The organism is Pontibacter burrus (genome assembly GCF_010686685.1).
GTDB lineage: Bacteria > Bacteroidota > Bacteroidia > Cytophagales > Hymenobacteraceae > Pontibacter > Pontibacter burrus.
This window is the reverse complement of sequence record NZ_JAAGWD010000001.1, coordinates 993,023-1,019,985: the sequence shown is the minus strand read 5'-3', so window position 1 is coordinate 1,019,985 and position 26,963 is coordinate 993,023. Positions and strand designations below refer to the sequence as shown.

General features: G+C 47.4%; 19 protein-coding genes. 13 read left to right on the top strand and 6 right to left on the bottom strand.

Translation table 11 applies throughout. The features are described from left to right. Positions 1-79: 79 nt before the first annotated feature. From GXP69_RS04655 to GXP69_RS04630, 6 genes are all read left to right on the top strand, one after another. Positions 80-1,717, top strand: a complete 1,638-nt coding sequence (locus GXP69_RS04655; protein WP_163912835.1) for a catalase — start codon at positions 80-82, stop codon at positions 1,715-1,717. 228 nt (positions 1,718-1,945) lie between these two features. After that, on the top strand, positions 1,946-2,935 hold the full coding sequence (locus GXP69_RS04650; RefSeq protein ID WP_163912833.1) for a DUF3667 domain-containing protein: 990 nt from the start codon (positions 1,946-1,948) through the stop codon (positions 2,933-2,935). Positions 2,936-3,099: 164 nt separating this feature from the next. Beyond that, positions 3,100-4,221 (top strand): cyclopropane fatty acyl phospholipid synthase, encoded by a 1,122-nt coding sequence (gene cfa, locus GXP69_RS04645; protein WP_163912830.1) that lies wholly within the window; start codon positions 3,100-3,102, stop codon positions 4,219-4,221. A 252-nt stretch (positions 4,222-4,473) separates the two neighbouring features. Beyond that, positions 4,474-6,321, top strand: a complete 1,848-nt coding sequence (locus GXP69_RS04640) for a DNA polymerase III subunit gamma/tau (protein ID WP_163912828.1) — start codon at positions 4,474-4,476, stop codon at positions 6,319-6,321. 48 nt (positions 6,322-6,369) lie between these two features. Continuing rightward, entirely contained in the window at positions 6,370-9,333 is a 2,964-nt protein-coding gene (locus tag GXP69_RS04635; protein WP_163912826.1) for a M16 family metallopeptidase, read from the top strand. A gap of 223 nt (positions 9,334-9,556) precedes the next feature. Next, positions 9,557-11,044, top strand: a complete 1,488-nt coding sequence (locus tag GXP69_RS04630) for an ArnT family glycosyltransferase (RefSeq protein ID WP_163912824.1) — start codon at positions 9,557-9,559, stop codon at positions 11,042-11,044. Positions 11,045-11,215: 171 nt separating this feature from the next. On the opposite strand, the gene GXP69_RS04625 is transcribed toward GXP69_RS04630, so the two are convergent. The 3 genes from GXP69_RS04625 to GXP69_RS04615 form a co-directional block, all read right to left on the bottom strand. Then, positions 11,216-12,133 (bottom strand): NmrA family NAD(P)-binding protein, encoded by a 918-nt coding sequence (locus tag GXP69_RS04625; RefSeq protein WP_163912821.1) that lies wholly within the window; start codon positions 12,131-12,133, stop codon positions 11,216-11,218. Between the two features lie 70 nt (positions 12,134-12,203). Then, positions 12,204-12,881, bottom strand: a complete 678-nt coding sequence (locus GXP69_RS04620) for a potassium channel family protein (RefSeq protein ID WP_163912819.1) — start codon at positions 12,879-12,881, stop codon at positions 12,204-12,206. A 182-nt stretch (positions 12,882-13,063) separates the two neighbouring features. Continuing rightward, positions 13,064-15,292 carry an NADP-dependent isocitrate dehydrogenase gene (locus GXP69_RS04615; protein WP_163912817.1) on the bottom strand — a complete coding sequence of 743 codons (2,229 nt, stop codon included), beginning with the start codon at positions 15,290-15,292 and terminating at the stop codon, positions 13,064-13,066. Positions 15,293-15,766: 474 nt separating this feature from the next. Between GXP69_RS04615 and GXP69_RS04610 the strand changes: the two genes are divergently transcribed. Continuing rightward, positions 15,767-17,092 (top strand): SGNH/GDSL hydrolase family protein, encoded by a 1,326-nt coding sequence (locus GXP69_RS04610; protein ID WP_163912815.1) that lies wholly within the window; start codon positions 15,767-15,769, stop codon positions 17,090-17,092. Between the two features lie 8 nt (positions 17,093-17,100). On the opposite strand, the gene GXP69_RS04605 is transcribed toward GXP69_RS04610, so the two are convergent. Continuing rightward, complete coding sequence (locus tag GXP69_RS04605) at positions 17,101-17,724, bottom strand: phosphoribosyltransferase (protein ID WP_163912813.1); 624 nt, start codon at positions 17,722-17,724, stop codon at positions 17,101-17,103. Between the two features lie 164 nt (positions 17,725-17,888). After that, on the bottom strand, positions 17,889-18,572 hold the full coding sequence (locus tag GXP69_RS04600) for a dienelactone hydrolase family protein (RefSeq protein WP_163912811.1): 684 nt from the start codon (positions 18,570-18,572) through the stop codon (positions 17,889-17,891). 128 nt (positions 18,573-18,700) lie between these two features. Here GXP69_RS04600 and GXP69_RS04595 point away from each other — a divergent pair, with 128 nt between their 5' ends. The 5 genes from GXP69_RS04595 to GXP69_RS04575 all read left to right on the top strand — a co-directional run bounded on the left by GXP69_RS04595 (position 18,701) and on the right by GXP69_RS04575 (position 23,211). Next, the gene (locus GXP69_RS04595) at positions 18,701-19,372 is read left to right on the top strand and encodes a hypothetical protein (protein ID WP_163912809.1); all 672 of its coding nucleotides are present in this window, start codon (positions 18,701-18,703) and stop codon (positions 19,370-19,372) included. A gap of 189 nt (positions 19,373-19,561) precedes the next feature. Then, positions 19,562-20,248 (top strand): deoxyribonuclease V, encoded by a 687-nt coding sequence (gene nfi, locus GXP69_RS04590; RefSeq protein ID WP_163912807.1) that lies wholly within the window; start codon positions 19,562-19,564, stop codon positions 20,246-20,248. A gap of 360 nt (positions 20,249-20,608) precedes the next feature. Continuing rightward, a complete protein-coding gene (locus GXP69_RS04585; protein ID WP_163912805.1) occupies positions 20,609-21,208 on the top strand; it encodes a YceI family protein in 600 nt (199 codons plus the stop codon). A 32-nt stretch (positions 21,209-21,240) separates the two neighbouring features. Continuing rightward, complete coding sequence (locus GXP69_RS04580; protein WP_163912803.1) at positions 21,241-22,596, top strand: hypothetical protein; 1,356 nt, start codon at positions 21,241-21,243, stop codon at positions 22,594-22,596. A 12-nt stretch (positions 22,597-22,608) separates the two neighbouring features. Further along, positions 22,609-23,211: a hypothetical protein gene (locus GXP69_RS04575; protein ID WP_163912801.1), complete on the top strand. Its 603-nt coding sequence runs from the start codon at positions 22,609-22,611 to the stop codon at positions 23,209-23,211. A gap of 122 nt (positions 23,212-23,333) precedes the next feature. Here GXP69_RS04575 and GXP69_RS04570 read toward each other — a convergent pair whose 3' ends face one another. Beyond that, complete coding sequence (locus GXP69_RS04570) at positions 23,334-23,693, bottom strand: cupin domain-containing protein (protein WP_163912799.1); 360 nt, start codon at positions 23,691-23,693, stop codon at positions 23,334-23,336. 448 nt (positions 23,694-24,141) lie between these two features. Between GXP69_RS04570 and clpB the strand changes: the two genes are divergently transcribed. After that, positions 24,142-26,760, top strand: coding sequence for an ATP-dependent chaperone ClpB (gene clpB / locus GXP69_RS04565; protein WP_163912797.1), 2,619 nt, complete (start codon positions 24,142-24,144; stop codon positions 26,758-26,760). The last annotated feature ends 203 nt before the right edge of the window (positions 26,761-26,963 follow it).

The following is a 26,963-nucleotide window of genomic DNA, read 5'->3' as shown; positions in this document are numbered from 1 at the left end:
ATAAAATCTATAAACATAACTCATTCGCATAGAGTATACCGTTGTAGTAAACTTATCTTTCCATCAACGGTATCGCGCAATGAACAAAAACAATAAGTACCGCACCGCAAGCAAGGGAAACGGCCAGGGCAGTAAAGGTCGTGTCTTAACAACCCGCCAGGGCCATCCTGTAACCGACAACCAAAACATCCGGACGATAGGCAGCCGTGGGCCGGCTACGATGGAGAACTACCATTTCATTGAAAAGATGTCGCACTTTGACCGGGAACGTGTTCCAGAACGGGTGGTCCATGCCCGTGGTACAGGTGCCCATGGCGTTTTTAAGTCGTATGGCATGGTAGGCAACGACCCGATTGAAAAATTTACCCGCGCTAAAGTATTTAAGAAAGGGAAGGAAACACCAACTTTTGTACGCTTCTCTACTGTAGGCCACCCATCTGGGTCGCCTGAAACTTTGCGCGACCCACGGGGCTTTGCTGTTAAGTTCTACACAGAAGATGGCAACTGGGACCTGGTAGGCAACAACCTGAAGATCTTCTTCATTCGCGATGCCATGAAATTCCCGGACCTGATCCACTCGCAGAAACCAGACCCGGTAACAAACATACAAAGCGCTGAACGTATTTTTGACTTCTTCTCGGGTACTCCGGAGGCAACTCACATGGTTACTTTTCTATACTCGCCATGGGGTATTCCGGCCAACTATAGACAGATGCAGGGCTCCGGGGTAAACACCTACAAATGGGTAAATGCCGATGGCGAAGCGGTACTTGTGAAATACCATTGGGAACCACAGCAGGGCATCCGCAACCTTACCCAGAAAGAAGCACAGGAAATACAGGGCAAAAACTTTAACCACGCCACCCAGGATCTGTATGAGGCCATAGAGCGTGGCGACTTTCCGGAATGGGAGCTAAATGTGCAGATCATGAGCGATGATGAGCACCCGGAACTGGATTTTGACCCGCTGGATGATACCAAACTATGGCCCAAAGAGCAGTTTCCGTGGTACCCGATAGGCAAGATGACACTGAACCGCAACCCTGTGGACTTCTTTAACGAGGTAGAACTGGCGGCTTTTGGAACAGGTGTACTGGTAGATGGCCTTGACTTTTCAGATGATAAAATGCTGCAGGGACGTACCTTCTCTTACTCCGATACACAACGCTACCGTATTGGGGCAAACTACCTGCAGTTGCCTATTAATGCTGCCAAAACCCATGTAGCTACCAACCAGCGCGGCGGCCAGATGGCTTTTGACACCGACTTTGCCGAGGGTCAGAACATACACGTAAACTATGAGCCCTCTATTTTGGGTGGTCTGGAAGAAGCACCGATGGCAGGCAAAGAGTACACTCCGCGCTATGATGCCAACCTGGTACGAAAACCAATAGAACGTGCCAACACATTTAAACAGGCCGGCGAAACCTACCGCAACTTTGAGGATTGGGAGCGCGACGAACTGATCAGCAACCTGGGCAACGACCTGGCTAAATGCGACCCGCGCATTCAGGAAAAAATGTTGAGCTACTTTACCCAGGCTGATGAGGATTATGGCCGCAGAGTAAAGGAAAGCATTGAGCGCGCTGTTGCCGAAGCAAAGAAAATGATGAAGCACGACCTAATTGAGGGCACAGATGGGCCGCTGGGCAACATAACCGGCGAAGAAGGTGTGGAAGATGCGAAGCAAAAATCGCACAGCTCCAAACCATATTAATCTCTAACCAGATGTAAAAAAAAGGAATAGATAACCTGCTACTTATATCCAAAGGCAGTTGCATGCAGCAACTGCCTTTGTCGTTTTATAGTTTGCTACAGAAGCTATAGTTACCTATTTCTTCACTACGGTTTTCAGAACATAGTTATAGTTAAATATTTATTTCTATCTGGTAAATTATAAAGATCCGATTGCTTATTTTAGAGCTTTGTTTGGCTAAAAGCACCTATGAAGAAACACTACCGCTCTGAAAACAACTGTCTTAATTGTGATACTATAGTTGCGGATAAATTCTGCCCGAGCTGCGGACAGGAAAACCTGGAACTGCGTGAAAATTTTCTGCACCTCCTACTACATAGTGTGGGCCATTACTTCCACTTTGAGTCGAAATTTTTTAACAGTATTGTTCCTCTACTTACAAAGCCGGGCTACCTAACCAAGGAGTATTTTGCAGGCAAACGGGCCTCTCACCTCAACCCGATCAGCATGTATATCTCTATCAGCATCCTGTTCTTTTTTCTTTTCACGCTTGACTCAAACTCTAACAAAAAAGATATTCTTAAAGAAGGAGACGCAAAAGAGAACACTATATCCGAACCGGCAAAATCGGCAATAAACAGTACTATCCCTGAAAAATCGGGAGACGACAATATTGAGAACCTACAGAATAATAGCGGGCCGGCCACAGAAAGCACCAGCAACTATAGTGCATCACTCATTTCTACAGCAGAGGAAGACGGAAACACCTCTTCCCTGGTTAATGAAAGTGCCTTGCCGCAATCGTTTAGAGATAAACTAAAAAAATTATTTGATGATGACCTGAACCGGCAGCTTTTTATGAATAAGCTGACAAGCCATTTACCAAAAATGATGTTTATCCTGTTGCCCTTATTTGCCCTTATCCTGAAACTGGTAAATTACCGATCTAAGAAATATTTTGCAGAACACCTGATTTACTCCATACACGTGCATTCGTTCCTTTTCCTGTTCGGGTCAATTTATATTGTCTTAGAATGGATACTGCCTTTCCTGGATGATTGGCTTATGTTTACAGGACTGGCAATTATGATCTGGTATATCTATCGGTCCATGCGAAACACTTACAGAAGCTCCCGCTGGCGTACTGTTTACAAGTTCATTGTGCTGGCTTTTGCTTATACTTTCCTGCTGTTGCTAAGCGGAATTATCGTAGCTATCGGCACGCTCTATACCATGTAGCAACCAAACATAAGCAAATAGACGAACCTCCGGCGGACTCCCCCTTTTCCAGCTATAGTTCCAGGCAGCATAAAAGCACCTTCAACCCTTATTACATTACTCGCGTTCATAGCTTTACAAGTATAAACCAATCAGGTACAACCTCTTATACTTAACACAGTCTCATGAATGTCACCAATTTAAAGCAGCAGGTAATTGATATCCTGGCCACTCCCGACATTAAGATAAACGGCCCGGATGAGTGGGATCTGCAGGTGCATGACGATCGATTTTATAAACGTCTGCTAAGTGAAGGTACCCTCGGGCTCGGAGAGTCTTACATGGATGGCTGGTGGGACTGCAAAAGTATTGACCAGTTTGTGTTTAAAGTAATAAGGGCCGATCTGTACAAACAGGCAAAGCTTGGCTGGAGATCAATGCTTCACTTGTTGCTGGCTAAGCTATTCAACCTACAGGGTAAAGGCAGGGCCGCCCGAAACGCACAGCGCCACTACGACATCGGCAACAGACTATACCAGCTCATGCTCGACAAGCGCATGAACTATAGTTGCGGCTACTGGAAAAATGGCGGAAACCTGGACCAAGCCCAGGAAAACAAGCTCGATCTGATCTGCCGGAAACTGTACCTGCAACCGGGGCAACGCGTGCTGGATATTGGCTGTGGCTGGGGTGGTTTTGCAAAGTATGCTGCCGAGAACTATGGCGTCGAAGTGGTGGGCATAACCGTATCAGAGGAACAGGCAACGCTTGCCCGTGAAATCTGCAAAGGTTTGCCTGTAGAGATACGCCTGCAGGATTACCGCGATGTAAATGAACAATTCGACCACATCGTTTCGGTAGGGATGGTGGAACATGTGGGTTATCGCAATCACAGAACTTTTATGCAGGTATCCCACCGCTGCCTGAAAGACGATGGCCTTTTTTTGCTGCATACCATCGGGGTTAATTTCTCAAAAGTATCTGCTGACCCATTTACCGACACCTATATTTTTCCGAACTGCCTGATACCATCCATTAAACAACTGGGTTCTGCCATGGAGCACCTTTTTATAGTGGAGGACTGGCACAACTTCGGCCCATATTACGACCTGACGTTAATGGCCTGGTTCAATAATTTTAACAATAATTGGCCTGAGCTACAAGGCGAATATGGCGATCGCTTTTACCGCATGTGGACGTATTACCTGCTTTCCAGCGCAGGCTCGTTCAGGGCACGCAACAACCAACTATGGCAACTGGTGCTTTCCAAAAAAGGAACTATAGGCGGCTATAATGCCGTGCGGTAAACTATAGCTTTTAAAGTGGCTGCTCCGTAGGTCCGAACTATAGTTCAACACGATTGAAGACGTTCGCACCATCCTCCGCAGACCCAACTTTCTAACTTTTTAACTTTTTAACTTCCCAATTTTCAAACTATAGCCCCTCTCTAAATCCTAAACTCCCAAACTTTTAAACTATAACTCCGTGGATAACTTTATGGAAAACTGCTGGATAAAAAGCCGTCGCATCTGAGCTTCAGATTGATTATCTTTGTAGTAATGGAAAATTTCGTAGTATCAGCACGTAAGTACCGCCCGAGCACGTTCGATAGCGTGGTAGGGCAACACCATATAACCAACACCCTAAAAAACGCCATCAGCAGCAAGCACCTGGCACAGGCATTCCTTTTCTGTGGTCCGCGTGGGGTGGGTAAAACTACCTGTGCCCGTATCCTGGCTAAAACTATAAACTGCCAGAACATTACCCCGGAGGTTGAGGCCTGCAATGAGTGTGAATCCTGCCGAAGCTTTAACTCCAGCAGCTCGTTCAACATCCATGAACTCGATGCGGCTTCCAACAACTCCGTAGAGGACATCCGTAACCTGGTAGAGCAGGTACGCTATGCCCCGCAAACAGGTAAGTACAAGATCTACATTATAGATGAGGTGCACATGCTCTCGAACCAGGCCTTCAACGCATTTCTGAAGACACTGGAAGAGCCGCCTTCTTATGCTATCTTTATCTTAGCTACAACCGAGCGTCACAAGATCATCCCAACAATACTTTCACGCTGCCAGATCTTTGATTTTAACAGAATCAGGATCGAAGACATGGTACGCCACCTGGGCAATATTGCGCAGAAAGAAAGTATACAGGCTGAGCCGGATGCCCTGCACCTGATCTCGCAGAAAGCAGACGGAGCCTTGCGCGATGCGCTTTCTATTTTCGACCAGATGGTAACTTTCTCGGGTAGCAATGTAACCTACAAAGCCACTGTAGAGAACCTGCACATCCTGGATTATGACTACTATTTCAGGTTAACCGACGACCTCCTGAACCAGAACTTACCAGGCACCCTGCTACTGTTTGATGAAATACTGAAGAACGGATTTGACGCGCACAATTTCCTGATCGGTATTGGGGAGCACTTCCGCAGCCTGCTGGTTTGCAAAGACCCGCAGACAGTACAATTGCTGGAAGTTTCGGATAACATCAAAGCCAAATACGCGGAGCAGTCTGCTAAGTCATCTGTATCGTTCCTGTTATCTGGCCTGAACCTGGTAAGCGCCTGCGACACCAACTATAAGAGCAGCAAAAATCAGCGCCTGCACGTGGAGCTGTGCCTGATGAAAATGGCCCACCTAAATGCTGCCCTGAGCTTTGCTCAGAACGGAGCTGAACCAAAAAAAGCTAAGGTAGCGGCGCCGGCACCAGCCCCTACCGCATCAACAGGTGCCACTTCTGCTCCCGCGGCTGTCGTTCCATCGGCCGGGTTGCAGCAACCGGTTCCGGCAGGTAGCATACCATCTGCTGAATTGCAGCAGCCGCCAAAGCCACAGCAGGTAACCCCTGATGCACGCGTGGCTCCATCGGCGGCTCCAGCTCCTGCTTCATCGGCTCCGGCTGCCCCGTCTAAACCGGGTTTGCCGCCACCAAAAAAGCTGAGCAAACTGCCTAGCTTAAAAGACCTGCAGGCACAACCCGCAGCGCAAACTATAGCTAATACCGCCGAGGAAGCAGAAGAAGCTACTTACGGCGCCTTCGTGCCCGTAGACCAGGCAAAGCTGAAGACGGTATGGCATACTATCCTTCGCCGCAAGAAGGAAGAGAACATGATGGACTATACGCTCCTGAACCGCCAGTATCAGGTAAGCGAGCAAAACGAGATTACCCTGTACCTGGACAATCACGTAATGATGGACCAGTTCTCAGCCCTACGACCAGCCCTGCTTTCTGAACTAAAACAACAATTGGGCAACCGAAGTATAGTGCTGAAAGCAGAAGTAGTTGAAGTGCAGGATGAGCGCAAATTGTATACGTCGGCAGATAAGTTTAATTACCTGGCCGAGAAATTTCCGGTTATCGTCGATCTGAAACAACGTTTTGGGTTGGATACTGATTTTTAAAGAAATAATCCTACATTTATACTTCAGAATATCACCTTAACACAAACTATGACCTCAAGAAAAGAAGTATCGCTTTTCCTGGTGGCGCTTGGGCTTACATTTACGCAATGTAAGCAAGAGACCTACCAGACACAGTCGGCCACTGACACGGCGGCTGTAGCCACCACCGAGAAGGAGTACAAATACGAAACCGCTCCGAACGACCCGCTGAATGCCCGTATTTATACCTTAGATAACGGTCTGAAAGTGTACCTAACGGATTATGAAGATGCCCCGCGCGTGCAGACCTACATTGCGGTACGCGCTGGCTCTAAAAACGACCCTGCCGATGCAACCGGCCTTGCACACTACCTGGAGCACATGGTATTTAAAGGTACCAGCCAGTTAGGCACACAGGATTGGGCAAAAGAGAAAGCAGAGCTGGACAAGATCGAAGCGCTGTATGAGCAGCACCGCAAAACCACAGACCCGGCCATGCGCAAAAAGATCTACCACCAGATAGATTCTATTTCAGGTGTAGCGGCTACGTATGCTGTTGCCAACGAGTACGATAAGATCTTAGGTGCCATAGGTGCGAAAGGTACCAACGCCTATACTTCGGTTGAGCAGACGGTGTATACCAACGACATCCCGAGCAACCAACTGGAGCGCTGGGTAGCTTTGGAAGCACACCGCTTTGGCGAACTGGTGCCACGCCTGTTCCATACAGAACTGGAGGCAGTGTACGAAGAGAAAAACCGCACCCTGGATAACGACGGCTGGAAAGTAATGGAAGCCCTGAATGCTGCTATGTTCCCGACGCATCAGTATGGTACGCAAACCACTATTGGAACTGTAGAGCACCTCAAAAATCCTTCTATCACAGAGATCAAGAAGTATTTTGATGCTTACTATGTGCCAAGCAATATGGCGGTTGCCCTGAGCGGCGACATCGACTTTGACCAGGCAATTCGTGTAATAGATGCCCATTTCGGTAAACTGAAGCCAGCTAAAGCACCAACTTTTACGGTAGCACAGGAGAAGCCAATTGCACAACCTATAGTTAAAGAAATAGTAGGCCCAAGTGCTGAAAACGTATCTATTGCTTACCGCTTCCCGGGCATGAGCTCACGCGATGCCCAGGTACTGAGCATGATCAGCGCCATTTTGTATAACGGCCAAGCTGGTTTAATAGACCTAAACCTGAACCAACAGCAGAAAGTGCTGCAGGCGTACGGTTACGATAATCAGATGAAAGATTACTCCATATTCCGTTTGGGTGGTTCACCGCGCCAGGGCCAGACGTTGGACCAGGTAAAAGAACTGCTACTTGCACAAGTGGAACTGGTAAAACAAGGCAAGTTTGACGATGACCTGATCCCGGCTATCATCAACGATAACAAGATCAGCCTGATGCGTGCTTATGAGCGCAACTCTGACCGTGCGGATGCTTTTGTTACAGCCTTTATCTATGATATTCCGTGGGCTGACTATGTGAAGCGCCCGGAAGAGTTTGCTAAGATCACCAAGAAAGATGTGGTAGAAGTGGCAAACAAGTACCTGAATAACAACTATGTACTGGCATATAAGCGCAACGACAAAAATGCGACTGCCCAGAAAGTAGAGAAACCAGCTATTACGCCGGTACCAGTTAACCGCGAGGCACAATCGGCTTACTACCGCGACTTTATGGCCAAAGATGCTTCTGAACTGAAGCCGGTATTCGTGGATTATAAAACCGATATCAAGGAAGCGAAGCTGAAGAACGACATTCCGTTGTTATACACCAAGAACAAAGAGAATGGCCTGTTCCAGCTGTACTACATCCTGGATATGGGTACCAACAACAACCCGAAACTGGGCATGGCATTAACGTACCTGGAGTTTTTAGGTACAGACAAGTACAGCGCTGAAGACCTGAAGAAAGAATTCTACAAGCTGGGTACTTCGTTTAACGTGTCTGCTTCCGGAGACCAGGTTTACGTAACGCTGTCTGGCCTGGACGAGAATTTTGAGCCTGCGCTGGCCCTGTTTGAGAGCGTGCTGCAGAACCCGAAAGCTGACCAGAAGGCATTGAATGACATGGTGCAGGGTATGTTGAAAGCCCGCAGCGATGCCAAATTGAACAAAGGCGTTATCCTGAACCAGGCGCTGGTAAACTATGCCAAGTACGGCCCTAAAAATCCGTTTACATCAGTAATGTCGGAAAAGGAATTGAAAGCTGTGAAGCCTCAGGAATTGATCAGCATCATCAAGAGCATTCCTACTTACGAGCACCGCGTGTTATACTATGGCCCACGTGAAACAGACAACCTGGTAGCTACACTTAACACTGGCCACATTGTACCAGCCAAATTGAAGCCGGTACCAGCCGAGAAAGTATTCCCTGAGCTGGATATTAAGCAGCCAACAGTTTACTGGGTAGACTATAACATGGTGCAGGCCGAGCTTATTTTCCTGACCAAAGCCGATGCTTTCAACAAAGACATGGTGCCAACTATACGCCTGTATAACCAGTACTTCGGGGCAGGAATGAGCTCCATTGTGTTCCAGGAGCTGCGCGAATCGAAGGCACTGGCCTATTCGGCTTACTCAAGCTATAGTACTGCAGCCAAGAAAGACCGCTCAAACTATATCCAGTCTTATATTGGTACGCAGTCTGATAAGTTGCCGGAAGCAATGGCTGGTATGCAGGAACTGCTAACCAACATGCCGCTGGCCGATGAAAACTTTAACCTGGCGAAGGCATCGCTGCGCAACAGTATTTCATCAGAGCGTATCACCAAATCGTCAATTCTGTTCGATTATGAGCGTGCCAAGCGCCTTGGCCTGGACTACGACATCCGAAGAGATATTTATGAAAGCGCCAACAGTCTGACCTTTGACCAATTACAGGCTTTCCAAAAGCAGTTTGTGAGTGGCAAACCACAGGCTATACTTGTGATTGGCTCGAAAGATCGCCTGAACTTTAAAGAACTGGCGAAATACGGTAAAGTACAGCAACTGACGCTAGAGCAGGTGTTCGGATACTAGTAGATTTAAATATGTATAAAACAGAAGCGGCAGCCATAGTTGGCTGCCGCTTCTGTTTTATACATACATTTAGCCGCTTTTAAACCACAAGCCATTATACTTTTTTGTTACCTATACTTTTATCCTCAATGCATGAACAGCTTTCTGAAAGGTTCGTTTATAAGTTTACATACTTGATAAAATATAGCCAGAAAAATAATAATACAATATACCTACACAATAGATGTCTTTCACTTTCCGGTTAACTTACTGGTGCCTGTACGGTTGCTTCCGAATAGGATTCCTGTTTTCAGGATACAACTTATTTTCGGAAGAAGCTCAGTACTGGCTATGGTCAAAGCATCCGGATTGGGCTTATTATTCAAAGCCACCTCTTATAGCCTGGGTAAATCTGATAACCAGTTCCATTTTCGGGAATCATGAACTCGTGATCAGGCTAACAGCCCTGGCTTTCGGGGCCGCCACGCTCTACATGCTGTATAAGGTAAGCTTGCTGCTTTTCGACGATGAACTGCTCGCGTCCCTGGCCACCATGATCCTCAGCATCATGCCCTACTTCATGCTGGCTTCCACCTTTCTCACCACCGACTCGCTTTTACTTTTCTTTTGGGTAAGTACATTTTACTTCTTCCTGAAAGCTTTGCAGTTCAACACGTTGCGTTATTGGCTACTTACAGGACTTAGCTTCGGGTTAGGCTGCCTTTCGAAGCAGGCTATGCTTTTCTTCCTGCTCTTCCTGCTGGTGCCGTTCTTTCTTCGGGGTGGCAAGCGTTATCTGGCGGGGCAGGCATTGGTACTCATGCTTGTGCTGGCTTTTAACCTGCCGCAGGTTTGGTGGAATTATCATCACAATTGGATCATGCAGCGGCATTTGATGCAATTGGCAGGAGCCGGAACAGAAATGGAGACTTCCCACACAGCAAAGAACCTGGCAGAGCTTTTCGGTGGTTTTATTCTGATGAACTCGCCTTTCTTCCTGCTCCTTCTTTTGCGTGTCTTAAGTTTCAGATTCCGGCCTTTTCCCGCAGCAGATAAACAAAAACTCACTCTCCTTTTTATCCCGACTATCGGAAGCCTGCTACTATTTTCGTGCGTGGCCCTGGTAAAACGCGTAGAAGTTAATTGGTATAACATAGGCTGCCTGCTACTCCCGATCGGGATTGCCTACCTGATAGTTCAAGAAAAACGTTTCGGACAAGCACGTATAGCCTTTTGCCTGACAGGCGCATGCTGGCTGTTTTTCCTCTATCCTATGCTACAGGATTATACAGGGCTGAGTCGTATAGTTCCAGTGCGCCACGATGGCTTAAAGCGACTGGCGGGGTGGCAACAACTAGGGCAACGGGTAAGGCAATTGAGTACCAAACATGCTACACTGGCTCCTTTTCAGATAACCAGTGTAGATTACCAGGTGACCTCGCTACTGGCATTTTATTCGGGCAACACCAACGTGCGCTGTATCTGCGAAGCCAAAAAGTATAACCAGTTTGTGATCTGGTCGGCCACCGGCTGGCCAAGGATTCCCCAAAACACCATTTTTGTAACCGACAGAGCAGACTTGCCAACACATCTACACCTGCACTACGACCTGGTGGAGGCGCAGCAGATGCCCGTTAATTACCGGAAGCAGACGCTCTATACCTACACTATCTACGTGCTGCGGGCTAAGCCCGAGTCTTCCTACACGCTTTCCAAACCAAAGTCATTCTAGGCTATATCCTTCACTGAAATATAAAATATAGCCCCGTGGCAGGCAGGCTAGTTAAGAGCCCAGAGCACTTTGACAGAACGGAGTTACAGATACTGCCTGGGCATTAAGATATTGCTGGATGGTATTTTATAGTTCTAGATAGTAGTTTATCTATAGTTGTAACGAAAAAAATTACCGCTTAGCCAACACTTTGGCTACGCTTGTCCATTTCATCTCCGGGTAGCGGTTGTTATCCAAGGACTCTAGTTTGGGTAAGCCACTGAACATATCGCGCATGTACTGCATGCCTTGCCAGGCCGGGAAGACTTCATTGTTATTGGGCGTAAGCGCCTTTGTTATTCTGATTATAGCATCGAGTAAGCCCAAACCGCCAACCCGAAAAAGCTTAAATTCTACCCCGGTGGCTTTACTGGCAGCTTCCTTCAAACCGTAAGCATTCAACACATCGCCGGCAATGCGCAGGTAACGTGGTGTGGTTGGGTCAAGCGCAGCAGCGGCGGTATAATCAGCTGTGTTTTGTATCGTTGTAAAATCCATGAGTTGGTTGGGGTTGCCGTAGTACATTACCCGCTTTAAGGGGAACAGAACTATAGGTGCCTGCCCTGTAAGCAGATCGGCAAACATGCCGCATAAAATAGAAGTCGCAGCTATAGGAGCTTTGTCTAAGCGTTCTTTAAATTCTTTCCGGAAGTCCAGGTTGCGGTTGTTACCATAAGGCAGCTTTGTGAAATCAATGGCAAAGTCGGAAGGAATAAATCGGGGCACTCCGGCTGCTACTGCTGCATTTAGTAACAAGGTTTGAATACCAACTATAACATAATGCAATCCCGACAGCGCTGAAACAACACAGGTAGCGCCCTCGCAGGCTTTCGCTAGTTCAGCAGCATTGTGGAAATCAACTTCAACTATAGTTGCTCCTGCTTTTTGTAAAGCTTCTATTTTGGCTTTGTCGCTATCGCTGCGAACAAGTACTCTAACTATTGCTCCCTTCTTTAGTAGCGACCTGGCAATGCGCCCGCCTAAATCGCCTGTAGCTCCGGCTAAAACTATAGTTTGTTTCTGTGCTGCTGAAGTAGTGTTGTTTTCCATAGCTGCTCATTTACTTTTTCTGTAGCAGATTTTTGCAGGAAAGGTTACAGCTGTATGCTTATGTCGCAATTTAAGAAGGCTGTTGTGAGGCTAGTCCAACCAATCGGGCAATGACAATTGCAGGAAACAAGATCCCTATAGTAGCCAAACTAGTAGCCACCATTTTAGCAGCCGTACTCACAGGGTAGATATCGCCGAAGCCCACTGTAGTTAGCGATGCAAGGCTAAAATAAATAAAGTGCACATAATCCTGGTCTGCCCCTGTAAGCACTACTCTCCCTCCAATAGAAACGCCTGTAACAGCATGAATTACCTCCAACGTAAGAGCTCCCATCAGAGCAAGCAGCAGGTAAACGTTAACTGCCCCTATTATGCGATACATATTTACGCTTTGGTCACGAAACAGTAGCCGTAGGTTGATATAAAGAAATACAGCCGTATTTGCAATAGCAACCACATTTTCTAAGACATAATAAGAATAGGGGTTGTCGCCAAAGCGAATAAGACGTAGGGTGAGATGCACACCAAAAAGGAAAGCTGAAAGTAACATTACCCAAAAATTATTGGTTGCAAAAATGCCGGACAGGAACACGCTCAGCAGGATCACATTAAACAACAAGACCCCTTTTTTACTTATCTCCATGATAATGGGTAGCACAAACACTACTGCAACAAGCATTACCAACAAGGCTACAAAACTGACATCGCCTAACCAGTAAGCCCGCAATCTCTTTACTAAAAACAGCATATTATTACACAGCTTTGGTTACTCAGTTTTGACAATGGTTTACCTAACCATAAAATAAGCAAACTTACTAAGTCGACATGTCACTTTATCAAACGATAATAATACGCTGAAATAAAAACAATAAACAAAAAAGGCTGCCCGATCTCTCGTGCAGCCTTTCCTACCTATAGTTTAACTTCAGATTAGAAGCTAGCTAAAGCAGCATTCAGCGTTTCGCTTGGGCGCATGGCTTTGCTAGTTTTCTCTTCGTTCGGGTGGTAGTAACCGCCGATGTCAACTGGCTTGCCTTGGGCTGCGATCTGCTCGTCTACGATCTTCTGCTCGTTGTCGGTCAGTTCCTGAGCCAGCTTCGTGAAGCGGTCTTTCAGCTCCTGGTTTTTGGTTTGCTCGGCAAGCGCCTGTGCCCAGTACATGGCCAGATAGAAGTGGCTGCCGCGGTTATCGATGCCACCAACTTTACGGGCCGGCGACTTATCGTTTTCTAGGAATTTGGCGTTCGCCTGGTTCAGGGCTTCAGCCAGTACTTCCGCTTTCTCGTTCTTGGTCTTATAAGCCAGGTCTTCCAGCGATACAGCCAGTGCCAGGAACTCACCTAATGAATCCCAACGCAGGTAGTTTTCTTCTACAAACTGCTCTACGTGTTTCGGCGCAGAACCACCGGCACCAGTCTCGAACAGGCCACCGCCATCCAGCAAAGGAACGATAGAAAGCATTTTAGCACTTGTACCTAATTCAATGATTGGGAACAGGTCAGTCAGATAATCGCGCAGCACGTTACCGGTTACCGAGATGGTGTCTTTACCAGCTTTAGCACGCTCGCACGTATAGCGCATGGCTTCTACCGGCGACATGATCTTGATCTCAAGGCCATTAGTATCGTGGTCCTGCAGGTATTTTTCTACTTTTTTAATCAGGTTGGCATCATGCGCACGCTGCGGATCCAACCAGAAAATAGCAGGTGTGTTGGTGATTCTAGCTCTTGTAACCGCCAGTTTCACCCAGTCCTGGATAGGAAGGTCTTTTGTCTGGCAAGCTCTGAAGATATCGCCCTCTTCTACTTTCTGCTCCATCAGTGTATTGCCGTTCGCATCAACTATACGCACCGTACCGGCAGCTTCTATCTGGAAAGTTTTGTCATGCGAACCGTACTCTTCTGCTTTCTGCGCCATCAAACCGATGTTTGGAACAGTACCCATCGTAGTCGGGTCGAAAGCGCCGTTTTCTTTGTTGAATTTAATCACTTCCTGGTAGATGCCTGCATAAGATCGGTCCGGAATGATCGCTTTTGTGTCGTGCAATTTGCCATCCGGGCCCCACATCTGGCCAGACGAACGGATAGCCGCCGGCATAGACGCGTCGATGATTACGTCGCTTGGCACGTGCAGGTTGGTAATGCCTTTGTCAGAATTCACCATCGCCAGTTCAGGACGCTGCGCCATCTCCGCTTTCAGGTCTGCCTCAATTTCAGCACGCTTCTCAGCTGGCAGGTTCTGGATCTTCGCATAAACATCGCCAAGACCGTTGTTCGCATCTATACCAATCTCTTTGAATGTAGCAGCATGCTTGGCAAAAGTATCTTTAAAGAAAACAGTTACCGCGTGGCCGAACATAATAGGGTCAGACACCTTCATCATGGTTGCCTTCAGGTGCAGCGACAGCAGGATGCCTTGCTCTTTTGCTTCCGCGATTTCTTTCTCCAGGAACGAACGAAGCGCGTTTTTACTCATCACAGATGAATCCATCACTTCGCCGGCCTTCAGGGCTACTTTATCTTTCAGCACTTTGGTCTCGCCATTCGCGCCTACAAACTCGATGCGTACATCGGTAGCGTTATCAACTATAACAGATTGCTCTGTGCCATAGAAGTCGCCGCCCGTCATGTGTGCCACGTGTGTTTTGGAATCTGATGACCATTTGCCCATAGAGTGTGGGTGGCTCTTGGCGTATTGCTTCACGGCATCCGCCACACGACGATCTGAATTACCTTCGCGCAATACAGGGTTTACCGCACTACCTAAGATCTTGGCATAGCGTGCTTTCGCATCTTTCTCAGCATCGTTCTTCGGGTCAGCCGGGTAATCCGGAATGTTGTACCCTTGCGACTGTAGTTCTTTAATAGCCGCTGTCAGCTGCGGAATAGAAGCACTGATGTTTGGCAGTTTAATGATGTTGGCTTCAGGCGTTTTAGCCAGATCGCCCAGGTAAGCCAGGTCGTCGGTCTGCTTTTGCTCTTCGGTAAGGTTCTCCGGGAACGCGGCAATGATACGGCCGGCTAAAGAAATGTCTCTTGTTTCTACTTCAATATCAGCAGCTTTTGTGAAAGCCTGAACTATAGGTAAGAAAGAGCGCGTAGCCAATGCCGGCGCTTCATCGGTAATCGTATAGATTATTCTGGATGCTTTTGTCGTCATTATAAATTGATTATTTGTAAGGCTGTCTGCAATTCAGGAAAAGGCTGGCCTGCATTGTATGGCAAGCCGGATACCAACTTCAAGAACCGCGTTTTGGGCCCGATTGTTTTGGAAAGCAAATATAAAAGACTTTTTGGTAACGCCCTGCTAAACCAGCCCCGCAGTACATGCAATAAGTAAATTATCTTCTGAACTATAACATCACGTAAAACCCCTACTCTGCACCGGAGCAAACTGTTTTTAAAACTATAGACTCAAGCCAGCTATAGTTTAAGATGATGACTGATTTTATGCAAAAAACTACTCATGTAGCTCTGCTATTAAATCCGTTTTTTCTAAACCAGACATCTTAAAAACAGCCTTAAGCCCATAAAACATCACAATATTTCCTAAAAACAGCTTGCCGATATAACCAAACTTCTGCTTCTACGTCTTAATGTGGATGCTTTTTGGTTTATAAGCACCCTTAACGCCATGCCTCTATTTATAGTGAAAATACTGTACGGGCTCATACTGTTTCTGCTTCTTTCCTTTGTACCGCAAACTATAGTTGCGCAACCGGTGCGTATCATGTGCCTTGGTAACTCTATTACACAGGGCGATGGCGAAAAAGCCAGCTATCGGTTCCCCTTATGGAAAAAGCTGGTAGATGCGGGCGTGGATTTCGAGTTTGTAGGATCGCATGACAAGAATAAATGGGGAGTTAATTCTCCTAAACAGAATGCAAGCTACAAAGGCAAAACCTTTACAAACGTAAACGAAGGCCACTGGGGCTGGCGCGCCGACCACATGCTGAACGGAAATCAGGAAACTTACCCCCCAGAAGGTAAACTTTCGGACTGGATGAAGCAGTACACACCTGATATTGCCCTTATTCACCTTGGCACAAATGATATTTTCCAGAATCAGCCTATTGCAGAAACTATAGGAGAACTGGAGCAGGTGATCAGGGGAATCAGAGCTAAAAACGGTTCGGTAAGCATACTGCTGGCGCAACTTATCCCCGCTAACAAAAACGACAACTATACAGATAACGCCATCCGGGATTATAATACCAAAATAGTTGCACTGGCTGAAAAACTAAACACCGCCGCATCGCCGGTTATAGTTGTAGACCAATACTCAGGCTTCGACATCAACACTATGCTGGCAGATGAGGCTCACCCAAACGAGCGCGGCGAAGAACAGATGGCGCAGCAATGGTACAATGCCCTGTTACCTATAGTTAGACCAATGCCAGTTTCGCTTGTGAGCTTTAACGCCCGCGTAACTGACGAGAACAAGATAGAACTGAACTGGAAAACAGCTTCGGAACAGAACAACGCTTACTTCGAGATTCAGCGCACTTTAGATACCACCAAGCAGTTCAGCACCATTGGCAAAGTAAACGGGGCAGGCACTACACAAACGCCAACTACCTACACATTTACGGATGCTACTGCCCCCATGGGCGATCTTTTCTACAGACTGAAACAGGTGGATTTTGACGGTACAACTACTTACTCTAAAACCATACTGGTTTCCAGTTCTCCGGAAGAACGAATGCTGCAGGTATTCCCTACGGTAGTATCGGGCAAACCTGTCACGATTGACATACTGGTACGCATGCCGGATGCTCCGGTAACGGTCTCGATCTATACTATAAACGGCACACACGTAAAAGACCTGCGCGGCTCTACCAGTGCATCAGGCCACTACAGTTATGAACAGGATGTAAAAGAGCTTCGTGGAACCGGTCTGTACATAGTTCAGGCTATAGTTGGCGGGAAAGTGCTTCGAAGTAAATTTATAGTTGAGTAAGCTATAGTTTAGGTGCCCAACTCCTGCATAAGCGCGATCACTTCTTCATCGGTGGTCTGGGTAAACTCCTGGTAAAACTGGCCCACCGCCTGGAAGAAAGGTGGCGTAAGCAGGCAAACAACTTCATCTACCTGCCCATGCAGTTTGGTAATGGCTGATGGAGGCGCTACCGGTACTGCAACTATAACTTTGGCTGGCTTCCTTTCTTTTACCATAGCTATGGTTTGCTGCAGGGTTTTGCCGGTCGCAATGCCATCGTCTACTATAATGACCACTTTATTTTGCAACGCTAGCGGCTCCTTATTCCCTCTGAACAAGGCATACTTCTCGTGCAGGCCTTCACGCACACGCTCGGCTTCGGCCTGCACATAAGATGCGGGCACATCTATAGTTGGGTCTAGCGTAATGCTATCCAAACCTACGGAGCCAATGGCGTATTCGGGGTTGGCGGGATGGCCTATTTTCTTAACCAGAACCAGATCCAGCGGCATGTGCAGGCTTCGGGCAATAGGAGCTGCCACGGGCACACCACCACGGGGTATAGCCAGCACTACTCCATCCTGATTTTTGTACTTCATCAGCTTTTCTGCCAGTAGTGCTGCGGCTTCTTCCCTGTTCCGGATCATGTCCATAGTTTGAGGAATTATGAATTATGAATTATGAATTATGAATTATGAATTATGAATTATGAATTATGAATTATGAATTATGAATTATGAATTATGAATTATGAATTATGAATTATGAATTATTTACTGGAAACTTTAATCTTACACAATCACTTATTCAGAATTGATTAAGGTTTGTCTTGCCGGAGGGGGTGTTGTTTGCTTGGCTGCAGATATTTCCTGAACCAGTCGGTAGCTAATTGTGCAGCCATCTCCAATGCTCCGGGTTCATCAAACAAGTGCGTAGCATCGGGCACTAGTTGTAGGTCTTTTATACCCTGTAATTGCTCCTGCGCCTGCATATTATAATCCAGCACCTGTTCATCTTTCCCGCCAACTATAAGCAGTACAGGAGCGAGCACATCTGCCAGTACTTCCGCAGCCAAGTCAGGCCTTCCGCCCCGGCTAACAACTGCCTGCAGTATAGGCCCTAAAGCGGCGGCAGCTCCCAGGGCCGAAGCCGCACCGGTACTCGCCCCGAAAAACCCGATGTTCAGATCTTTGATCCGTTCATCTTTCTGTATCCAGTAGGTGGTGTTAATCAGGCGCTGGGTAAGCTTGGGTATATCAAAACGGTTGGCTTGTTCCTGGTCCTCTTCTTCTGTAAGCAGGTCGAAAAGCAAGGTAGAGAAGCGGGACCGCTGCAGATGTTCGGCCACAAACCTGTTGCGGTTACTTAGCCGACTGCTTCCACTCCCGTGCGAGAATACGACCAGCCCCTTTGCATTTTCCACCACAGCAAGATCGCCTAAGAGCGTAACATCATCCAGCTCGATTTTGATCGTATCGTTGAAGGTATAGTTTATTTCCATAGTTAGCAGGTTAGGTAAATTGAGGTAAATACGAACTCATCTTTTGTAGTACGCCGCCACTTATGCAGGGTTGGTACACACTATCTCAAACCCGGCGGCATGCGTATGCCTTATAAAAGAACTGTTTTATGGCACGACTGCTCCATTTCGTATCTATCGTTTTCCTGCTTTGTAGCTGCAACTATAGCAACAAGTCCGCCGACAATACTATGCCGCAGCGCACCGAAGACCTGAAAGCAGTGCAGGAAGAGCCGGCACAGAAGCAGGAAACTACAGCCAGCGATTCAACCGATTTTAAGGCTGCGTTCGAGCTGTTCTTTTCAGCACTGCAGGCGGCTGACACGGCAACTATAAACCAGTTTGTACATCCGCAACATGGCCTCTGGATAATTGAGCAGCCGGGTGCGCTACCTAAAATGACTTTCGTAAAAAATATAAACAGCTTTAAAAGACAATACCAGGATCGTTCTTTCCTGACTATAAAAGACGAAGTAAAAACCTGCGACCTGAAACAGGAAGCCTGGCCTACCTTCGATTGCGCTGACGTGGATTATGATGCCGGCACATCCGGCTTTAGCAAGGATGGCTGCTTTGTTGCCGGGCCAGAGCGGTTTGTAAAAAGTGGCTACTGGAATTACGCAGATCTGCCCCCGGCACAGATAAAACAGATAGAAGCTACTTTACCCCTGGTACAGAAATCCGTACTGCATACTGCCACTTCCTTTGAGTTTCATTTTGGTTTTATAGATGGCCGCTGGCGTTTATTATTCGCGAAACTGATCTACCCTTGCAGCGCCTAAGGAGTTAGAAAGTTAGAGAATGGAGCGCTTTCACTTCCGTAACCTACAACAGCTATCACCATTAATAGGAAATAACGTATGCACGTAACATTGAGCTTTTACTTTAATCACAAGCCCATACTTAACTTTCTAACTTTCAAACCTTCTAACTTTTTAATTCCTAAACTCTCAAACTCCTAAACTTAAACCATGTCTTATTACCAGCGCTTCGACTATCCTGCACCCGACCCGGCTATACTTGCCCGTCTCACCGAGCAACAGCGCGAAATGCAGGAGCGCATTGTGCTTCAGAAGCCGGATTTTGATCTAAAGCTGATTGCTGGTTGCGACTCCTCTTTTATAGGGGAAGACAGGATTCTTTCTGCGTTTGTATTGCTGACATATCCCCAACTGGAGTTAATAGAGAAGGTGTATCATGTAGGTTCAGTTGAGCTGCCCTATATTCCGGGTTTCCTGGCATTCCGCGAGGCACCCAACCTGCTAAAAGCTTACGAAAAACTACAGCAAAAACCTGATTTGATTATGGTGGATGGGCATGGCATTTCGCACCCGCGCCGCCTGGGCATCGCTACCCACCTGGGTCTGCATCTGAACAAACCAACTATGGGCGTAGCCAAGAAGGTGCTTGTAGGAAAGTATAAGGAACCTGCAGCTACCAAAGGTTCTATCTCGCCATTGGTGTATAAGGATGAGATAATCGCCAATGTGCTCCGTACAAAAGATAACATTAAGCCAGTGTTTGTCTCGGCTGGCCACCTGATGGACCTGGAGTCGGCTACAACTATAGCCATGGCCTGCGCCACTAAATATAAACTACCCGAACCAACCCGCCTGGCCGACCACTATGCGGCTGTATTTAAGAGCGAAGTAAAGTAGTACCACACCTCCACTTTCCAACTTTCTGCATAAAGTGACTTGGTAAACAGTCTTTAGCTACACTTCCGTCTATGGAAGATAATGCAGTTTAAGCCGTAGCGCACAAACTATAGGCTACCAACCATCGCCTATCAGGTAAGCGCCCCCCCTACTATTTCCTTACCACCAGAGAAATGCGTCTTAAAATCCTCCTCATTCTCGGTAAAACACCTGATTAGGTCAGAAAACAACTTTCGTCATCTTTATAACAAGCTAAGATCACCTATTGGGCTGCGCAATGTCATTCGCTGGGGAGGCGGGCTGCTATAGTTTTGCATCATAGAAATAACACAAATAGTAGTAACCCTTAACGCCAGTATCATGAGAACTTTCAACCCCATAAAACTGATAAGCGTGTTCAGCATCCTGTTAGGATTAAGCTTTGGAAACACGCTGCTTGCCCAGACCCAATTCCAACTGGCCGGCAAAACCGAACTTAAAGTAAACGGCACTTCTACCCTGCACGATTGGGAAATGACATCGGCACAGGCCCAGGGCAAAGCTGAAATGATACTAGAAGGTACCACACTTAAAAACGTAAAGTCCGCTTCTGTGACTTTGAAGACCCAGTCGATCAAGAGTGGCACAGCCAAGATGGATGATATCGCTTATGAAACGCTAAAGGCAAACAAGTTTACAGATATTGTGTTTACCCTGACCTCTTTCCGCGCACTGGACAATAACCGCGCTTTGGCTGTAGGTAACTTAACTATAGCTGGCACTACCAAGCCGGTCACCTTTAACGTGGAGACTAGCACAAAATCTGGTGTGGTGCAAATGACAGGTGAGACAAACATCAAATTCACCGAATTCGGCATCAAACCACCTACAGCGCTTTTAGGCACTGTAAAAACCGGCAACGACCTTAAACTTAGCTTTAAGGCAAGCTTCCAGCCTACGGCTTCTTACACTAAAAACTAAAGAATCTAAAGAACTTAAAGATACCAAACATCATGAAAAAGTTTACACTCTCTCTGGGCCTGTTGCTTGGCATAAGCATGAGCTCTTTTGCGCAGATCACCTTATCTGACCTGCCTTACGCCCGACCTTACGATAAAAGAGGTCTTAATATATTCGAGACTTCTAAAAAGGACACTATAGGCTTTGATGGCATTAAAGTGCGACTTGGCGGTGGTTTTGCGCAGCAATTCCAGGGCCTGAAGCACAAGAACTCGGCAACAGCCCTAATGCAGCAGCAAGGAGGCAGCGAAGTAAACCTGAACCAGTTGATGCCAATTGAGAATGGCTTTAACCTTGCATCGGCCAACCTTAACCTGGATGTAGCGCTTGCCGACGGTGTTCGTCTGAACCTGATCACTTACCTGTCATCAAGGCACCACCCGGAAGCATGGGTAAAAGGTGGCTACATACAGGTAGACAAAGCTGAATTCCTGAACAGCCCGCTGGTAGACAAGCTGATGGAAAACCTGACCTTGAAAGTGGGCCACATGGAGATCAACTATGGCGATGCGCACTACCGCAGATCAGATAACGCCCACACCTTGCAGAACACTTTTGTAGGTAACTACATCATGGATGCCTTCACTACCGAAATCGGTGCCGAAGTAATCTACCAATACAAAGGCTTCCTGGCAGTAGGTTCTGTAACAGGCGGCGAGATACAGGGTGGTATTCAGACCCCAGGCCAGCGCAAGCTTTCTTACATCGGTAAACTTGGCTACGACAGCCAGCTGAACGAAGACCTGCGCGTACGCTTAACCGGCTCTGTTTATACAACTGCAGGCTCTGTTAGAAACACACTGTATGGCGGCGACCGTGCAGGCTCACGCTACCACCTGGTAATGGACCCAGCCAAAGTTGCCAGCGGAGCAGCTGTTACTACAGCCACTCACTTTACATCAGGGCATATTAACCCGGGCCTTACCAACAGCATCACGGCCTTTGTAGTGAACCCATTCGTGAAGTACCGCGGCCTTGAGTTCTTCGGAAACTTTGAGCAGGCGAAAGGCAAAGGCAGACTAGGCGCAGCCGACGAACCAACAGACCGCACCTGGAGACAAGTAGGCACTGACCTGGTGTACCGTTTCGGCAACAACGAGAACCTGTACGTAGCAGGTCGCTACAATGCAGTGGAAGGACGCTTGGCCCCACTGGCCGCAACTCCGGATGTGCTGAACAACAAAGTGAACCTGAACAGAATACAGGTAGGCGGTGGCTGGTTTGTGACGAAGAATATCCTAGCCAAAGCCGAGTATGTGAAACAACAGTACAAAGGCTTCGCTCCTACCGACATCCGTCACGGCGGTGAGTTCGATGGCTTCATGATCGAGGGAGCAATCTCTTTCTAAACCTTAATTACCATGTTACCTGTTCGTATCTTTCTGGTTGCTGTCTCTATGCTGAGCGCCACAGTACTGCCCAAAAATGAAGAGTTTATCGTAATAACGGGCAATAAAGTATCTGTAGCAGCAGGCACCACATTAGGCGACATAAACTGTGCCTATACAGGCAGCACCCAGAAAGATACACTTTTACTTAACAGGCACATTCCGCAGAGCGAAAGACTCAAACTGGCAATACCTGTAAAAGCGTTTAACTGTGGTAACATTCTCCTTAATAAGGATTTCGAGAAAGCACTGAATGCCAGCCAGCACCCTTATACAAAAATTGAAGTTGTGTATCTGAATAAGGAAGGCAATGATTATAAAGGCAACCTTAACCTGATTGTAGCCGGCAAAACCATTCCGCTACGCAACGTGAGCTTTTATGCTCATCCAGGGAACGGTGTCACTTACCTGAAGAGTAATATTTGCCTTAACTTTTCGGAGATAGGCCTGGCTACACCTAAGAAAATGGGCGGCCTGTTTAAAGTGGAAGATGAGCTTCGTGTTACAGTAGAATTGCAGGTACACAAGCAGCCCAAAGCTTATTCGGAGTCAATTGCAACATACAAAAACCGATAGCACAGGCAGGCATGCAGCAGGTTAAATAAATTGTTAATCAAATTTCATAGCCCCGGAAGCAAACTTCCGGGGCTTGTTTTTTTCTGATACTATAGGACCAACGAGAAGGAGAAAAGCCTTGCTTATTTCGATCTGGCATAATCTACCATTCCCTGAAAATCGACCAAGACAACAGGTTCATCTCCAACCACCCATGCATCATGCCCCGGCGGTAGCGTTGAAACATCACCTGCTTTACAGTCAAACTCGGTTCCATCATCCATACGCACTCTCAGCACGCCGGCTATATGGTACTGGAAATGAGCAGCCTGGCAACTATCCGTTTTTGCAATAGGCTTAACCGACTCCGACCATCTCCAGCCAGGTTCCAGGGTAGCTTTTCCAACAAGAGCCCCACCCACTTTAACAAGTTCCAACTTTCCTTTCGGGAAATCTCTCACTTCATCCGGAGTTCCAAAGCTTTTGACTTCAGCTTTCTCCATAGTTACAGCCTTTTCCATTCGTAATTTTAATTAGGGACTGGTAAATCAAATAGCAGAAAATATAACTTCTGCGCTTCAATAGTTCCCTTTCTTATCGCCTATTCCCGGAGGGTCTTAAGTATAGGAGTATAACGCGGTTTTTTCTGCAGAAGTAACTTAGTGTATAGTAGTGATCAGCGAATTTATACTCCTTCCCTACCCTATTATTAGTTTTACTGGATGCACAAAGGATTGTTTGAGAGTTAGCTTATTTAATAAGTGGGATAAGTAAATATTACATGGCTTAAATCGATCGCCACACACTATCCGGTCATTTTGTCCTAATGTTATCATTTACCTCATTCTTACTATGCCATAATTTCAGTAAAATCATATCAAAATACCATTGGTGTATCCTTTGCTGCTATGCTCGTAGAACTAAATACCAGGGGGAAAACGAGTAAAGGATATGAACTTTAATAACTATACCATCAAAGCCCAGGAGGCCATCCAGAAGGCCACTGAGATAGCAGGCGGCAACCAGCAGCAGGCTATTGAAACCGGGCATATTTTAAAAGCAATACTGGAGACAGATGAGAACGTAACCAACTTCCTGCTCCAGAAACTCAACATCAACGGCAACATCCTGCATAGCAAGCTGGATGAGATTGTGGCTGCTTACCCGAAAGTGAGCGGCGGCAGCCCGTACCTGGCTAACGATGCGGCAGCAGCTTTGCAGAAAGCAACATCTTATTTAAAAGAGTTCGGCGATGAGTATGTGGCTATTGAGCACATATTATTGGGGATATTAGCAGGGCGCGACCGTGTAGCCAACCTGATGAAGGATGTGGGCTTTAACGAGAAAGACCTTAAGAAAGCAATAAAGGAATTGCGTGGCGGAGCCAAAGTTACTGACCAGAACGCAGAGGCCAAGTATAACTCGCTGAAGCGCTATGCCCGCAACCTGAACGAAATGGCCCGCAGTGGCAAGATCGACCCGGTAATTGGCCGTGACGAAGAGATTCGACGCGTGCTGCAGATCCTGAGCCGCCGCACCAAAAACAACCCGGTACTGCTGGGTGAGCCTGGTGTGGGTAAAACTGCTATAGTGGAAGGCCTGGCGCAGCGCATCGTGAGTGGCGACGTACCGGAGAACCTGAAAAACAAAACCCTCATGAGCCTGGACATGGGTCTGCTGGTAGCAGGTGCCAAGTATAAAGGTGAGTTCGAGGAGCGTCTGAAAGCGGTAATCAAAGAGGTGGTGGATGCTGAAGGCGAGATCGTGCTCTTTATCGATGAGATCCATACGTTGATTGGTGCCGGAGCAGGTGGCGACAGCGCTATGGACGCGGCTAACTTGCTAAAACCAGCCCTGGCGCGTGGCGAACTGCATGCCATCGGTGCCACTACGCTGAAAGAGTATCAGAAATACATTGAGAAGGACAAAGCCCTGGAGCGTCGTTTCCAGGCGGTAATGGTAGAGGAACCAAGCGTACAGGACACCATTTCTATACTTCGTGGTATCAAAGATAAATATGAAGTGCACCACGGCGTTAGGATTAAAGATGATGCGATCATTGCTTCTGTGGAGTTATCCAACCGCTACATCACTGACCGCTTTTTACCAGACAAGGCTATTGACCTGATGGACGAAGCGGCCGCCAAACTGCGCATTGAGATTGACTCTCTGCCCGTGGAGCTTGATGAGATTCAGCGCCGCATCATGCAGCTGGAGATTGAGCGGGAGGCCATCCGCCGCGAAAACGACCGCGACAAGGAAGCCATACTTTCGAAAGAGATTGCCGAGCTGTCCACCAAACGCGATGACCTGAAAGCCAAGTGGCAGAATGAAAAGCAGATCATTGAGGGCATCCAGAAAGAGAAAGAGAACATAGAGAACTATAAGCTAGAAGCAGAGCAGGCTGAACGCAGCGGTGACTATGGCCGTGTGGCCGAACTTCGCTATGGCAAGATTCAGGAGGCGGAGGCACACCTGAAAGAACTACAGGAACAGGTACGCCAGATGCAGGGCGAAAACCCAATGCTGAAGGAGGAAGTGAACTCTGAAGACATAGCAGAAATAGTTGCCAAGTGGACTGGTATTCCGGTAAGTAAAATGCTGCAGAGCGACCGCGAGAAACTGTTGCACTTAGAGCAGGAGTTAGGCAAACGTGTAGCTGGTCAGGAAGAAGCTATAGAGGCTATATCCGACGCTGTGCGCCGCAGCCGTGCTGGTATGCAGGACCCGAAACGTCCGATCGGTTCGTTCATTTTCCTGGGTACGACCGGGGTGGGTAAAACCGAGTTGGCTAAGGCTCTGGCCGATTACCTGTTCAATGATGAGAACGCCATGGTGCGCATTGACATGAGTGAGTACCAGGAGCGCCACGCCGTGAGCCGTATGATTGGGGCACCTCCAGGCTACGTGGGTTACGATGAAGGTGGTCAGTTAACAGAAGCTGTGCGTCGTAAACCGTATTCTGTGGTACTGTTGGATGAGATCGAGAAAGCGCACCCGGATGTGTTCAACATTCTGCTGCAGGTGCTCGACGATGGTCGCCTGACAGACAGCAAAGGCCGTGTGGTGAACTTCAAGAACACGATCATCATCATGACTTCTAACATCGGTTCACACATCATCCAAAGCAACTTTGAGCTGATGGATGAGATAAACCATGACGAGGTGATTGAGAGGACAAAGGATGAAGTGTTCGAGCTGCTGAAAAAATCGGTAAGGCCGGAGTTCCTGAACCGTATCGATGAGCTGGTGATGTTCCGTCCGCTGAGCCGGGAGGATATCCGCAAGATCGTTACCATTCAGTTTGGCCATATTCAGGATCGTCTGGACGAAGCCGGCATACGCCTGATCGCAACAGACGAGGTGCTGGATTACCTGGCCGAGCAAGGCTACGATCCGCAGTTTGGTGCCCGCCCATTGAAGCGTGTACTGCAGCGCCAGGTACTTAACGAGCTGTCGAAGGAAATCCTGGCTGGCACTATCAACAAAGATTCTGTGGTGGAAGCCGTGCTGGAAGATGGCCGCATCCACTTCAACAACGTGGATGTGCAGATTCCGACAAACGAGTAAATGAGTAATTGATTAGTTTAAAGTATAGCTACATTGAAAGCGCCACTTCTTCTGAAGTGGTGCTTTTTATTTTTCCTGCCACGAAGCAGCTATCCGAAGTATATTGATAGGAGGTCCTGCCTTATAGTTACTATCAAGCATAGGGTTGTATACCTATATCTCAACCACTACCCCATCGGACCGTATACATAGCTGATTTTAAC